Genomic DNA, 12,915 nt, shown 5'->3' with positions numbered 1-12,915 from the left:
CGGGATCGGGATCGCGCGGCAGACCCAGGATCCGCTCGTCGATCACTTCTACTAGCTGCATTACCGCGGGGGGCGCTACTGCGTTTCCGCGGTGCATTTGTCGAACAGGTAGGGCACTCGTCGTCGCCGTGTACATGCGGCGTATCAGTGACCGCTCCATCGGGGCGGGCGCTTTTCGAAGAATGCGCTGATGCCCTCCTTCATGTCGTTGGAGGCGATGAATACCTCGATTGCCTCCTGTGTTGCCCGCCAACCGAGAACGTCGTCCGCCGCAGTCAGGGCTCGGACCGCACGCAAAGTTTCGCGCACCGCCATCGGGGAGGAAAGGCAGATGTCTTCCGCGAAGTCGATAGCGTGCTCGAGCGCCCTCCCGGCTTCGGCTACCTCGTTGACTAGGCCCAGTGCGTAGGCGCGTTCGGGTCCCAGAGTGCGTCCCGAGATGAGTAGTTCTCGTGCAACATTCGGGGGCAACGCTCGTGCGGCACGGAACAGGGCCCCTGAAGTGGCCACAAGTCCGCGGCGAGTTTCTGGTAGTCCGAACATCGCTGTGGAAGAGGCGATGATGGCATCACAGGCGAGCGCAATCTCGAAGCCTCCACCGAGGGCTGGACCCTCGACCGCGGCGATCAGCGGTGTCGTGCGTTCGCGTCTGATAACCCCGTATTCGCCGCCGCGCTCGGTGCGGAGATCGACCCCAGCACTCAGGTCCGTGCCCGCGCTGAAGATTGTCGACGATCCCGTAATGACCCCGACCCATAGATTGGGATCGTCGTCGAGACGATTGAGAGCAGCATCGATTCCGTCTGCGGTGGCGCGATCGATCGCGTTGCGCTTCGCCTCGCGGTCGATACGGACGATTAGGATTCGACCCCGCTGCTCTTCGACAACGCTCATGCCCCTACCGACTCTGCGAGCACGCCTCGGGCCCAACGGTAATCAGCCTTTCCCGCCGGCGAACGCACGACCGCAGGCACGACCACTATCGAACGCGGAACCTTGTAGCCCGCGATCGCGGCCCGGCAGTGCTCTGCGATCTCGTCGAGATCGATGTCACCGGCGCCCTCACGCAGTTGGACAACCGCGGAAACCTGCTCACCGTACCGCTCGTGCGGGGTGCCGGCGACGACGGCGTCCATGACAGCCGGGTGGCTCTTGACGGCTGCCTCGACCTCCTCGGGGAACACCTTCTCGCCGCCGGTGTTGATGCACACCGAACCGCGACCGAGCAGGACGATCGAGCCGTCCGCGTCGATCCGGCCCATGTCGCCCAGGATCGACATCCGTACCCCGTCGACGACCGGGAACGTCTCCGCCGTCTTGTCCGGATCGTTGAAGTAACCCAGTGGCACGTGCCCGCTGCGCGCGATGTATCCGAGTTCTCCGGATCCGGGCTCGACCGGACGCAGCTTCTCGTCCACCACCGACATGCTGGGGTTGCCCACGACCCGCATGTTGCCGTCGGCATCGGTCTCGAGGGTGCCGTCCACGCCGGACTCGGAAGCGCCGAAGCCGTCCCGCAGAAGGAGATGCGGCATGAGTTCGAGCAGCTGGTCCTTGGAGCTACGGGACCATAGGGCGCCGCCGGAGCTGACCATCAGCAGCGAGCTGAGGTCGTACGAGGACCCCAGTCGGGCAATCGCATCGGCGAGCGGGCGGGCCATCGCATCGCCGACAACGGTGATACACGACGCCTGCTCATCCTGGATGAGCCGGAGTGCTTCAACCGGGTCGAAAGCGCGCATCAACACTTGGGTAGCGCCGCCGAAGAAACCGCTGAACACGGAGTAGACGGCAGCTCCGTGCATCAGCGGTGCCGGCAGGATCAGGGTCATGGGATGAGGATTGGATGCCGCCGCTGCAGCAAGTTCTCGGCTGTCGGTAAACGGCGGGCCGTTGTGGTTGCCCCCGGCGAGGGCGGCCATGAAGAAATCTTCCTGGCGCCATACGACGCCCTTGGGCATGCCTGTGGTGCCGCCGGTGTAGATGATGAAGCGATCATCGTCGCTACGTGGAGCGAATCCCCGCGCGACTGGCTTTCCGGCAATGGCCTCCTCGAAATCAATGTACGCGACGGCCGCACGCTGCGAGGCGGCCGCTGGTCCGAACTTCACGACGGTGGCGACACGAGGGCAAGCCGGCAGGGTCGCCTCGATCACCGGGAGAAACTCACTGTCGGCGAGAACAGCGACAACCTGCGAGTTGTTGTACAAGTAGGTAAGTTCGGACTCTGTGTAGCGATAGTTGATGTTGACAGGCACTGCGCGAACTTTCAGGCAGGCCAGCATGGATTCGACGAACTGCACACTGTTGCGCATGTGGATGCCGACATGGTCGCCGGGGCTGATTCCCCATTCGGTGAGTGCATGCGCTAGCTGATTGGCTCGCCGATCGAGCTCGCGGAACGAGCGGCGTTCGTCGCCGCACACCAGGGCCGGCCGGTCGGGAATCTCGTCGACGACGGCCTCGAAGAGGTCCGCGAGGTTCAACGACATGAAGAATGATCCTTTGAACTAGATGGAGGAGACGTCGGCCGTTTTCCGCCGACAAGGGAAAAGAGCGACCCCCGCTCAGGACGTCCAGGTGGCAACTGCGGCGATGTCTGCTCGGGCGGTGCGGAAGCTGTTTGCGGGGTGGGTTTCGTCCGCGTATCCGAATGAGATCGAGCACACCACTTTTCGGTCGGCCGGAAGGTCGAAGAAGCTACGAAGGTAGGGTGCACTGCCGGCGAGCGCGGCCTGCGGGACGGTCGCCACACCGAGACTGTGTGCGGCCAGCAGGAAGGTGTTGACGTACAACCCGCAGTCGACGGCGCCGTAGACCCCGAGCGCCGCGTCAGTGGTGATGACTGCAACGTGCGGCGCGTCGAATAGGTCGAAGTTTTTCATCGTCTGCGCTGCCGACGCCTGGCGGTCCTCGGCGGCGATGCCTACGCTCGCATACAACTGCATCGCGCATTCCTTGCGTCGCGCGCCGTACTCCCCTCTATATTCGCCCGGGAAGGGGAAGTCGGGTGACTGCGGTGAGGACCGTACGTAGTCGGCGAGGCCTTTCCGAAAGCGCTCAGTCGCTTCGCCGGCGGTGATGGCGACCTGCCAGGGCTGGGTGTTGCACCAGGATGGGGTGCGCTGCGCCAGTTCGAGGATCTGCTCGATGGTCTCCCGCGGGACCGGGTCCGGACGGAAGGCGCGGCAACTGCGGCGCGTGTCGAGTAGGGACCGAAGATCCATGCGGGCGTCGAGGGCCGATATGTCGGACACGATGATTCTCCTGGAACAAAGCTGGACGGTAACGGTTCGGGTGAGCGCAGTTATGCGGACGGTGTTGGGCAGTTCGTTACGCCGGGAGCGTCACCGAGTCCTGCGCTGGCGCTGCAGCTCCGTTCGCGGATTCTGCTTGCAGTCCGCCCTGTGCCGGTTCGCGTCCGTGCCTCATGACCAGAACGACGATCAGGCCCACGATGCCGACTACGGCGGCGTACAGGTAACTGCGGGTGATCGCTACGTCGGCGTACAACACGGCATGCGTCACTGGGTCGACAGCAAGAACGTGGTTCGACATCACCACTCCGGTGAGAGTGGTGGCGATGCCACCGGCCAGAAGGGCTCCCATACCGCCAATCGTGTTGCCCACGCCTCCCTGCGAAGCGGGTAGGGCGTCCTGCACAAGGTTCGCATTGGACGAGTGAACGAGGCCTACGGCGAGACCCGCGGTTGCGCTCATGATGGCGACCTGCCACTGGATGGTGAACAGGCGCGAGCCCAGGAACATGACGACGAGGAACAGCACGCCCGCGGTCATCAGCACGTACCTGCCGCCGATGCGTTTACACAGCACGCCACCGACAGGGCCCATGATCATTGACACGAGTCCGACTGGGAACGTCCAGATCGCCAGTTGTGTGGCCGACAGACCCGATCCGTAACTCACGCCCGGCAACCCACTCGGAGTCTGCAACATGGTCGGAATGATGAGCGCGTGCGCGTTCATCATGTACGAAATGCAGGCCACAGCGAGCACTGTGGGACCGAACTTCGGACCCAGCAGAACCTTCAGGTCAATGAGCGGATTCGGGGTGATGCGCTGCCACGCGATGAACGCGGCGAGCATCGCTATCCCTCCGAGCAAACAGATCAGGGTCCAGGGCGAAGTCCAACCCCACTGCGCTCCTTTCGAGACTCCGAGAAGCAGCATGCCGATACCCGGGCCCAGCAGGATGGTGCCGAGATAGTCGACTGGGCGATCGAGCCGAATGGGGCTCTCCGGAACGACCAGCGCATACAACGGCAGCAGTACGGCGACGTAGGCGGCCATGAACCAGAAGATGCCCTGGTACCCGGTGCTGTCGATCAGCCAGCCCGCAACGAACGGGCTTGCTATGGCGGACATTCCGACCCCGGTGACAACGGCGCCTAGAGCCAACGGAACGACATCTCGAGGGATGATGTCGCGCACGAGACCGTACGAGATCGACACGATCCCCATCAGAGATCCCTGCAGTGCGCGGCCCACCAAGAGGACGGCAAAGGATGTGGCCGCCGCACAAATAACGCTGCCCAAGACGAACACCAGCGCGAGCACGATGATCACCCGCTTCTTGCCCCATTTGTCCGAGGCCTTGCCGACCAACGGCATCACCGTTGCTCCCGCCAAGGTCACGATCGAGACAACCCACGCGATACTCAGCGTCTGGAACTCAGGGGCTATATGCGGCAACGCCGGCAGCACCATGAGAATCTCGAACGTTGCGATTTCGGAGAGGAGAATGATCAGTGCGAGAACGGCAACAATCCGCCCTCGGGTCATCGGCAATTCGTGTGTACTCACTAGTTTTCGTTGCCTCTCGAATCAGGCGGTGATCCCGATCGGCTTGTCGCCGACGATCGAGATGCGCTCCATCACCCGGCGGGCCGGGAAATAGTCGCTCGACGCGTAGTGCTGACACGTCCGGTTGTCCCAGAACGCGATGGTGTTCGGCTTCCAGCGCAGACGCACCTGGAATTCCGGGCGCATGGCATGGCGGTAGAGCAGACGCAGCAGCTCGTTGGATTCGCTCTCCGAGACACCGAGGACGCGCTGAGTGAACGCCGCGTTGACGAACAGGACACGGCGACCGGTCTCCGGGACGACGCGCACGACGGGGTGGGTGACTGGCGGGAACTTCGGACGCAACATATCGATGGCGTCCTGAGGCATTCCGGAGCCGAACGACTTGATCCAGTCGTGCTCGGCGTCAAGGGTGTCGATGTGAGTCTTGATGTCGTCCGGTAGCAGATCGTAGGCAGCGCCCATGTCTGCCCAGAGGGTGTCACCGCCCACGGCAGGAATCTCGACGGCGCGCAGCACTGCTGCAAACGACGGAAACTCGTGCCAGGTGACGTCGTTGTGCCAGATGTTCTCGGCCCCCACGGCAGTCGCATCCTTCGCTAGCGTCGCGACTTCGATGTCGCTCTGCCCAGGCTGTGTGTACTTGAAGAACGGATGCTGTTCCAATGCGCCCCAGCGAGCGGCGAACGCGCGGTGCTCGGCGCGGGAAATGTCCTGATCCCGGAAGAACAGCACCTTCCACTCGAGCAGCGCGCGGCGAAGTTCGGCCATCACCTCGTCGGACAGGTCGCCGCCGAGCCTGATCCCCGAAATTTCGGCGCCGATAGTCGGGCTATGCGGGTCCAGAGTGAACAACTCGTAGGGGCGATCCTCGGTACCGGTTGCGGTCCGCGGGGCGACGATCGGCCCGAAGCAGGCGAGGGGATCAGTCGGGGTGGGCACCGCAGTGGCGGGAAGCGCGTACGTCATCTGCTTACTCCTATGGGTTCAGTGGCGCGATACCGATGCCGCGCGTCGAGTCGAATCGGTCGCGAATGAATCTGGTTGCTCGACGCTGCCAAAGTGCGCGTCCTCTCCGGGAAAGGACCACTCAGCGGACTCGGACGGTCAGCGGAGTCGGCTATGCGAGCGATCAACGACCACGCAGTCGGTACCGATCGGCTTGCCCGAAGACGTGGTGTGGATCACGGCAACGACGTTAAGGGCAAAACCTTAACGTGTCAACAGCGTGAGCGAAGGTTCCACAACCAACACTGCTGAACTCCACTCTCACGAGGAAACATGCATGTCAGCAAAGATCGCTCGCCGCACGCCGCAGGTTCGACCCCGCGACACCGACCCGCAGGATGGCCCAGGATCGCCTCGCAGTACATGTCTGGTTCGGACCGACCGCATGCGCAGGCCGGTGAGCACTACGGTTCCAGCTGGCAACGGGAGCGTCACCATGGCAACCCCGAGACCTGAGGCAGCCGCTGGGTGAGCTTGGAGGGAATCCTCCAACACATCGGGGAGCCAACAGGCCCCGCGGATCGGGATGGGGATCTAAAGGCGGCAGATGACTCAGGAAGCGGAATCAGTTGCGAGCCAGGCCTTTTCGAAAAGCATGATTCCGTCCGCACTGGGAACGATTCCGTGTGCATCTTGACTCCACGGAATGAAGTACTTGCCGGCTCCCATGACGGCGATCGGCGCAGTCTCGTTGACGAGCGTCTGAATATTTTCGAGAACGCGTCGGCGCTCATCGGCAGTCGGGGCAGTCTTCAGCTCGCCTAGCAGTGCGTCCATGTCGGGATTCTTGTAGCCGAGGACATTGGACGTCGAATCGCTGTGCAGGTTGCCGTACATCCGCACGTAGGGAGATTCGTCGAGAACGTTGATCCCGATGTAGCTCAGGGCCCCGGCAAAGTCGCATAGCTGCATGTCAGGCGGCATGAAGTAGATCGATCGGACGATGCGGGTCGCGGCCGTGATGCCGTAGCGCGGCTGCGATGTTGTCGTGGCCGGCCAACCGCAGGACGCTGACGACGGTGTTGCGGATGGTGGCCATCACCTGCGGACCGGTGCCGGTGCGGACGGCGGAGCGGTCTTCGTCGAAGGTGACGTCCCGGACCCAGTGCAGGCGGTTCTCGATCGCCCAATGCCCGCGAACCCAGCCGGCGACCTGCAGCGGAGCGGCAGAGGTCATCGGGATCGAGGTGACCAGGTAGACGACCTCGACGGATCTACGGCCCTTCCTGGTGACGGTGCGACGCACCTGCAACACCTGGCAGGCGTGTGGAAACCCGAGCCCACCGGCGACCTCGGTGGCCTTGATCGTGCGCTGCTCCCGCCGCCCGTGACCATACCCACCGGTCGACGACGAGACAGGAATCGCGTTCCACGGCAACGACTTCAACAGATCCCGCAGGACCTTCTGGTTGTTCTTGACGGTGAACACGTAATGCCCGCCCCGACCGACGATGTACTCGGCGGTGGCCCGCTGACAGTGCAGGGCATCCGCGGTGACCACCGCGTCGGTGAGGTCGAGTGGGGCGAGGAGGTCGGTGATCAGCGGGATCTCGTTGGTCTTCGCACCGACCTCGACCTGTCCGAGGACCACCCCGCTGCCGTGGTCGAGGGCGGCCAGCAGATGGGTGAGATGCCCGGCCGCGTCCCTCGCGCCTCGCAACGTCTTGCCGTCGACGGCGATCACCCGGCGCCCGTCGACCACCCGGGTTCGTAGCCACGCCCACATGCCGATGACCTGGTCCAACACGGCCGCGTCGACGCGGGCGAGGGTGCGGCGGATCGTCGATTCCGACGGCACCCGATCGGCCACACCCAGCTTCCCGAGCGCGTCTGCCGGCGCATCATGGACCCACTCTGCGATGGCGGTGAACGAGCGCGCGCCGGCGCACACCGCGGCCAGGGACACCGACAGGATCACCGTGAGCGGGTGCCGGACCCCACGCCGGGCCCGTGGATCGGGCACCCAGTCGAGCGCGTCGAGGATCCCGGTGTCGGACACTGGAACAGGCGTGGGAGAAGATGAGGCTGCGGGCACGACTCGTTCCTGGTTGTGACGATTGTGTAGGAACTTGAATCATCGCCGAGGCGGTCGTGCCCGCCCCAATCCGCGCTCTCGTCGAGCGTCATCTCGCACTGAAACCCCAGCTCAGCGTGTATCACTCACGACTTTGCCGGGCCCCTGGGGTGGGGCGACAAATCATGAAGCAGGCTGCCCAGACGATCACCCCGGTCGCCCTCGAGCTCGGCGGAAACGACCCTGTAATCGTCCTCGACGACGCCGATATGGAACAGACAGCAACGTCATTGGCCCGTTCTGCGTTCTTCAACGCGGGGCAGATGTGCGTCGCACCCAAACGTGCTTACGTTCCCCACGCTCGTCTAGACGAATTCTGCGAAGCATTCACCGCCGTTGCCTCAAAGATCAGCGTGGGGAACGGCGCTGACCCGCCAACAGGAATGGGACCACTGCACAACGAAGCGCAACACGCTTTCGTTCGATCATTGCTGGACAAGGCGACCGCGAACGGAGCAACGGTGGTCACCGGAGGCGGGCGCGGCACCGACCTGCCGGGGTGGTTCCTCGAACCAACCCTCGTACGAGACGTCGACGACTCTTCCGAGATCGTCGCCCTTGAACAGTTCGGACCCGTGGGACTGCCCCGGCTTTGGTTGACTCCTGACCGGTGAGGATTGATCCTCACCTGGAAGGATCATTGATCATGCCCAGGCCCTACCCCGCAGAGTTCCGCCGCGACGTCGTCGCCGTCGCCCGCAAGGGCGATGCGCCGTTGTCCCGGATCGCGAAGGACTTCGGAATCTCCGAGGCCACACTGCACAACTGGCTCAAGAAGGCCGACATCGAGGACGGTGTCCGTCCCGGCGTGACCGAGCAGGAGTCCGCCGAGCTGCGTGAACTGCGCAAACGCAACCGCCTGCTCGAGCAGGAGAACGAGATCCTGCGGCGGGCCGCGGCGTTCTTCGCCCGCGAGTTGCCCCCAAAATGACCTACCCGCTGGTCCTCGACCTTGCCGCCGACGGCATCGCCGTCGCGGTGACCTGCCGGGTGCTCGGATTCTCCACCCAAGCGTTCTACAAGTGGTGCCAGGACCCTGTCTCGCAGCGTGATTGGGACGACGCCCACCTGATCAACGCCGCTTTCACCATCCACGCCGACGACCCGGCGTTCGGGTACCGGTTCATCGCGGACGAGCTCCCGAGCCGAGGTATCACCGCCGGCGAGAACAGGGTGCAGCGGTTGTGCTCACAGCAGCGGATCTGGTCGGCCTTCGCGAAGAAACGCGGTCTGAGCCGCAAGTCCGGACCGCCAGTCCACGACGACCTCGTCGCCCGCGAATTCGCTGCGGACAGGCCCGACAAGCTGTGGCTGACCGACATCACCGAGCACCACACCGATGAGGGCAAGCTCTACCTGTGTGCGATCAAGGACTGCTTCGGGGGCCGGATCGTCGGCTACTCGATCGATTCCCGCATGACCTCCGAGCTGGCAGTGGCGGCGTTGCGGAACGCGATCGCCCTCCGTGGCCCGGCGGGGACGATCGTGCATTCCGACAGGGGCAGTCAATTTCGTTCCAGAAGATTCGTGGAACTGTTGTCCGCCAAAGGGTTACGGGGTTCGATGGGGCGTGTCGGGGCGTGTGGCGACAATGCGGCGATGGAGTCGTTCTTCTCGCTGCTGCAGAAAAATGTCCTCGACCGGCAGCGCTGGGCTTCTCGCGACGAACTCCGCATGGCGATCGTGATCTGGATCGAACGCACCTACCACCGTCGGCGTCGTCAACGCGGCCTCGGCAAGCTCACCCCGGTCGAGTATGAGACCCTCAATCAGGCCCCACTCGCGGCCTGAACCTCTACACCCCGCGAGTCAACTGAACTCGGGGCAGTCCCCGTGTTTCCGGTGGTGGGATACGACTCACTTGATCAAGTGATCGACACCCTCAATGGTCAAGAGTTCGGTCTCGGCGCATCGGTGTGGGGAAGCGACGAAGCCGCAGCCATCCGAGTCGCCGAACAACTGGAAGCCGGAAGCGTGTGGGTGAACCAGCACAACGCCGTCGAAGTTGAGCTGCCTTTCGGCGGCATGAAGGCCAGTGGGTTCGGCAGAGAAGGTGGCGCCGCTGGGATCGAAGAGTTCCTACAGACCCGCGTGCTGAGCAACCGAACGCCGCACGGCGCGTGATGCGAGAATAGTCGCCGGGTCATTCCTGCGTCCGTGTAGCAGTGACATTAACTGGATTTGATCAATGTCACTGCTACACGGTCCACGCGGCGAACTTAGAGATAACGGCAATTTCGCATCGCCCCGAGGCGCTTCCGGCTCCGGCCGCGGCCTGGATGGGGTCATCAAACCTTCGCAAGGCCATTCGGCGAAGATTTCGAACTTTGACCTACGTTGACTGTCGATCAAAGAGCGACTCGACGCGGCCTTCTGTGGCTCGACGAGACGCTTCTTCTCGATTTCGAAACGGGGCTTGGAGGATGGCCACGCAACTGTCGACGAGATCTGCCACGATTTCGTCTGTGTCTGAGGCCGTGCGCGTACGCCCTTCGTGGGTCGCGAGTGCGGCCATAGTGAGCATTACTACGTTGTTAGCTCGACGCTGCGCGGTTCCATCTGCTGCGGGGCAGAGCTCGATCATGATCCGATGAGTGGACCGATAGCTTTCCGCCATCAAATGTTTCGGCATGATCTCCCCGAGGGCGGGATCGGTCAAAGCTTGCACGACAAACCGCGCGTATCGGCTGCCAGGTCGCCCGAGTGTTTCAGCTGCGAACGGTCGGACCAATGCCTCGACAGCGTCCCGCAGTGTGATGGAGCCCCCTCCCACCCTAAAGTTGTTCAGCATCTCCTGCCGTCGAGAATTTACTGCAGCCATACGCGCCTCCACGACGGCTTCTAGGAGCCCTTCTCTGGATCCGAAGTGATATTTCGCCGCAGATTTATTAGCCTGATTCGCTGCAAGTTGGACGCCATTTAATGTCATGGCAGCAATGCCCTGCTCAGCGACTATCTTTTCTGCAGCATCAATCATCAATTGGCGCGCTCCAGGTTCACTCACGATGCAACGATAAGGTCTAATTCTTAGATCGTCAACGTGCGACGCTGCTCACATAGGGACCGCAGGGCAGGGGCCCGGCAAAGTCGTGAGTGATACACGCTGAGCTGGGGTTTCAGTGCGAGATGACGCTCGACGAGAGCGCGGATTGGGGCGGGCACGACCGCCTCGGCGATGATTCAAGTTCCTACACAATCGTCACAACCAGGAACGAGTCGTGCCCGCAGCCTCATCTTCTCCCACGCCTGTTCCAGTGTCCGACACCGGGATCCTCGACGCGCTCGACTGGGTGCCCGATCCACGGGCCCGGCGTGGGGTCCGGCACCCGCTCACGGTGATCCTGTCGGTGTCCCTGGCCGCGGTGTGCGCCGGCGCGCGCTCGTTCACCGCCATCGCAGAGTGGGTCCATGATGCGCCGGCAGACGCGCTCGGGAAGCTGGGTGTGGCCGATCGGGTGCCGTCGGAATCGACGATCCGCCGCACCCTCGCCCGCGTCGACGCGGCCGTGTTGGACCAGGTCATCGGCATGTGGGCGTGGCTACGAACCCGGGTGGTCGACGGGCGCCGGGTGATCGCCGTCGACGGCAAGACGTTGCGAGGCGCGAGGGACGCGGCCGGGCATCTCACCCATCTGCTGGCCGCCCTCGACCACGGCAGCGGGGTGGTCCTCGGACAGGTCGAGGTCGGTGCGAAGACCAACGAGATCCCGCTGATCACCGACCTCCTCGCCCCACTCGACCTCACCGACGCGGTGGTCACCGCGGATGCCCTGCACTGTCAGCGGGCCACCGCCGAGTACATCGTCGGTCGGGGCGGGGCATCGTGGGGGGCATTACGTGTTCACCGTCAAGAACAACCAGAAGGTCCTGCGGGATCTGTTGAAGTCGTTGCCGTGGAACGCGATTCCTGTCTCGTCGTCGACCGGTGGGTATGGTCACGGGCGGCGGGAGCAGCGCACGATCAAGGCCACCGAGGTCGCCGGTGGGCTCGGGTTTCCACACGCCTGCCAGGTGTTGCAGGTGCGTCGCACCGTCACCAGGAAGGGCCGTAGATCCGTCGAGGTCGTCTACCTGGTCACCTCGATCCCGATGACCTCTGCCGCTCCGCTGCAGGTCGCCGGCTGGGTTCGCGGGCATTGGGCGATCGAGAACCGCCTGCACTGGGTCCGGGACGTCACCTTCGACGAAGACCGCTCCGCCGTCCGCACCGGCACCGGTCCGCAGGTGATGGCCACCATCCGCAACACCGTCGTCAGCGTCCTGCGGTTGGCCGGCCACGACAACATCGCAGCCGCGCTACGGCATCACGGCCGCGACCCGCATCGTCCGATCGATCTACTTCATGCCGCCTGACATGCAGCTATGCGACTTTGCCGGGGCCCTGGCCGCTGGGTCGCCGATGAACGCCACCGGATCGAAGCAGCAACTACGACCGGCGATGAGCGGTTGACTGCAGCGGAACGCCCCGAGCTCGCCCGTCTCCGCAAGCAGATGTTCAAGCAGGACAATGACATCGCGTCCTTGAAAGAACGCCTCGGCGTACTTGGACGCCAATCAACAGAAAGTAGAGCGGGCGCGAGTGAAGTGCCACCCGATGCGATCGCTGAGACAGCAGGTGTGGGCCGTCTCGCGGCACCGACGCCGGCCGCGCCGAACTCGTGCGCCGGACCCGGGTGAAGATCGCGATGGCGCGGGCTGCCTGAAGAGCGACGAATCTGGCGCAATGCAGAGGCACGCCGATGATGTTCTGGTACGCCAACAGCATGAATGGGTGGGGCTACGCGCTCATGATCTTCGCGATGATGATCGCGTTCGGGGTGTTGATCGTCCTCGCGGTGATTGGTGATTCGAGTACTCGCCCGGACACACAGCCGCCCCATCCTCACGCCGATACTCCTGAGCAGCTCCTCGCACAGTGGTTGGCCCGCGGCGAGATCGACGACGACCGATACCACATACATCGAGTGGCTGCCTGGTAGTAAGCGTCCCTGCGAGGCGTGCATTCACTC

13 protein-coding genes and 1 pseudogene are annotated in these 12,915 nt (G+C 63.6%); 6 read left to right on the top strand and 8 right to left on the bottom strand.

Annotation, left to right across the window (positions count from 1 at the left end; genetic code table 11):
- Positions 1-144: 144 nt before the first annotated feature.
- The 7 genes from Q5696_RS13260 to Q5696_RS13230 all read right to left on the bottom strand — a co-directional run bounded on the left by Q5696_RS13260 (position 145) and on the right by Q5696_RS13230 (position 7,831).
- Positions 145-894, bottom strand: coding sequence for an enoyl-CoA hydratase-related protein (locus Q5696_RS13260; RefSeq protein WP_305091802.1), 750 nt, complete (start codon positions 892-894; stop codon positions 145-147).
- A complete protein-coding gene (locus tag Q5696_RS13255) occupies positions 891-2,492 on the bottom strand; it encodes an acyl-CoA synthetase (protein WP_305091801.1) in 1,602 nt (533 codons plus the stop codon). Before Q5696_RS13255 ends, Q5696_RS13260 begins: the two co-directional genes overlap by 4 nt.
- A 75-nt stretch (positions 2,493-2,567) precedes the next feature.
- Positions 2,568-3,227: a nitroreductase gene (locus Q5696_RS13250; RefSeq protein WP_084986258.1), complete on the bottom strand. Its 660-nt coding sequence runs from the start codon at positions 3,225-3,227 to the stop codon at positions 2,568-2,570.
- A gap of 106 nt (positions 3,228-3,333) precedes the next feature.
- Positions 3,334-4,824: an MFS transporter gene (locus Q5696_RS13245; RefSeq protein ID WP_305091800.1), complete on the bottom strand. Its 1,491-nt coding sequence runs from the start codon at positions 4,822-4,824 to the stop codon at positions 3,334-3,336.
- Positions 4,825-4,845: 21 nt separating this feature from the next.
- Positions 4,846-5,793, bottom strand: a complete 948-nt coding sequence (locus tag Q5696_RS13240) for a TauD/TfdA dioxygenase family protein (RefSeq protein ID WP_305091799.1) — start codon at positions 5,791-5,793, stop codon at positions 4,846-4,848.
- 591 nt (positions 5,794-6,384) lie between these two features.
- Positions 6,385-6,756 (bottom strand): periplasmic substrate-binding domain-containing protein, encoded by a 372-nt coding sequence (locus tag Q5696_RS13235; protein WP_305091798.1) that lies wholly within the window; start codon positions 6,754-6,756, stop codon positions 6,385-6,387.
- Positions 6,746-7,831: an ISAs1 family transposase gene (locus Q5696_RS13230; RefSeq protein WP_305091797.1), complete on the bottom strand. Its 1,086-nt coding sequence runs from the start codon at positions 7,829-7,831 to the stop codon at positions 6,746-6,748. Before Q5696_RS13230 ends, Q5696_RS13235 begins: the two co-directional genes overlap by 11 nt.
- A gap of 92 nt (positions 7,832-7,923) precedes the next feature.
- Between Q5696_RS13230 and Q5696_RS13225 the strand changes: the two genes are divergently transcribed.
- The 3 genes from Q5696_RS13225 to Q5696_RS13215 all read left to right on the top strand — a co-directional run bounded on the left by Q5696_RS13225 (position 7,924) and on the right by Q5696_RS13215 (position 10,030).
- Complete coding sequence (locus Q5696_RS13225) at positions 7,924-8,520, top strand: aldehyde dehydrogenase family protein (protein WP_370654788.1); 597 nt, start codon at positions 7,924-7,926, stop codon at positions 8,518-8,520.
- Positions 8,521-8,552: 32 nt separating this feature from the next.
- Positions 8,553-9,697 (top strand): IS3 family transposase gene (locus Q5696_RS13220; protein ID WP_305091796.1). Its coding sequence is split into 2 segments (ribosomal slippage): positions 8,553-8,826 and positions 8,826-9,697, totalling 1,146 coding nucleotides; the frame shifts between segments, so codons are not numbered across the junction.
- 42 nt (positions 9,698-9,739) lie between these two features.
- On the top strand, positions 9,740-10,030 hold the full coding sequence (locus tag Q5696_RS13215) for an aldehyde dehydrogenase family protein (protein WP_370654787.1): 291 nt from the start codon (positions 9,740-9,742) through the stop codon (positions 10,028-10,030).
- A gap of 208 nt (positions 10,031-10,238) precedes the next feature.
- Here Q5696_RS13215 and Q5696_RS13210 read toward each other — a convergent pair whose 3' ends face one another.
- Positions 10,239-10,910, bottom strand: coding sequence for a TetR/AcrR family transcriptional regulator (locus Q5696_RS13210; protein WP_305091795.1), 672 nt, complete (start codon positions 10,908-10,910; stop codon positions 10,239-10,241).
- A 214-nt stretch (positions 10,911-11,124) separates the two neighbouring features.
- Between Q5696_RS13210 and Q5696_RS13205 the strand changes: the two are divergent.
- The 3 genes and pseudogenes from Q5696_RS13205 to Q5696_RS13195 form a co-directional block, all read left to right on the top strand.
- Positions 11,125-11,712 (top strand): annotated as a pseudogene (locus tag Q5696_RS13205) (ISAs1 family transposase); the annotation flags it as partial.
- The gene (locus tag Q5696_RS13200) at positions 11,672-12,259 is read left to right on the top strand and encodes an ISAs1 family transposase (RefSeq protein ID WP_305091794.1); all 588 of its coding nucleotides are present in this window, start codon (positions 11,672-11,674) and stop codon (positions 12,257-12,259) included. The pseudogene Q5696_RS13205 and the gene Q5696_RS13200, both read left to right, overlap by 41 nt.
- Before the next feature lie 386 nt (positions 12,260-12,645).
- Positions 12,646-12,885 (top strand): SHOCT domain-containing protein, encoded by a 240-nt coding sequence (locus tag Q5696_RS13195; RefSeq protein WP_175279108.1) that lies wholly within the window; start codon positions 12,646-12,648, stop codon positions 12,883-12,885.
- The last annotated feature ends 30 nt before the right edge of the window (positions 12,886-12,915 follow it).

The sequence above is a fragment of the Prescottella sp. R16 genome, assembly GCF_030656875.1.
In the GTDB taxonomy this organism is placed as follows: Bacteria; Actinomycetota; Actinomycetes; order Mycobacteriales; family Mycobacteriaceae; genus Prescottella.
The sequence above is the reverse complement of the archived record's forward strand: the minus strand, read 5'-3'. Positions and strand labels throughout refer to the sequence as shown.

Coding starts and splice junctions, on each gene's coding strand:
- Q5696_RS13240 (WP_305091799.1), bottom strand. CDS start 5,793: ATGACGTACGCGCTTCCCGCCACTGCGGTGCCCACCCCGACTGATCCC.
- Q5696_RS13235 (WP_305091798.1), bottom strand. CDS start 6,756: ATGCCGCCTGACATGCAGCTATGCGACTTTGCCGGGGCCCTGAGCTAC.
- Q5696_RS13200 (WP_305091794.1), top strand. CDS start 11,672: ATGCCCTGCACTGTCAGCGGGCCACCGCCGAGTACATCGTCGGTCGGG.
- Q5696_RS13195 (WP_175279108.1), top strand. CDS start 12,646: ATGATGTTCTGGTACGCCAACAGCATGAATGGGTGGGGCTACGCGCTC.
- Q5696_RS13250 (WP_084986258.1), bottom strand. CDS start 3,227: ATGGATCTTCGGTCCCTACTCGACACGCGCCGCAGTTGCCGCGCCTTC.
- Q5696_RS13260 (WP_305091802.1), bottom strand. CDS start 894: ATGAGCGTTGTCGAAGAGCAGCGGGGTCGAATCCTAATCGTCCGTATC.
- Q5696_RS13255 (WP_305091801.1), bottom strand. CDS start 2,492: ATGTCGTTGAACCTCGCGGACCTCTTCGAGGCCGTCGTCGACGAGATT.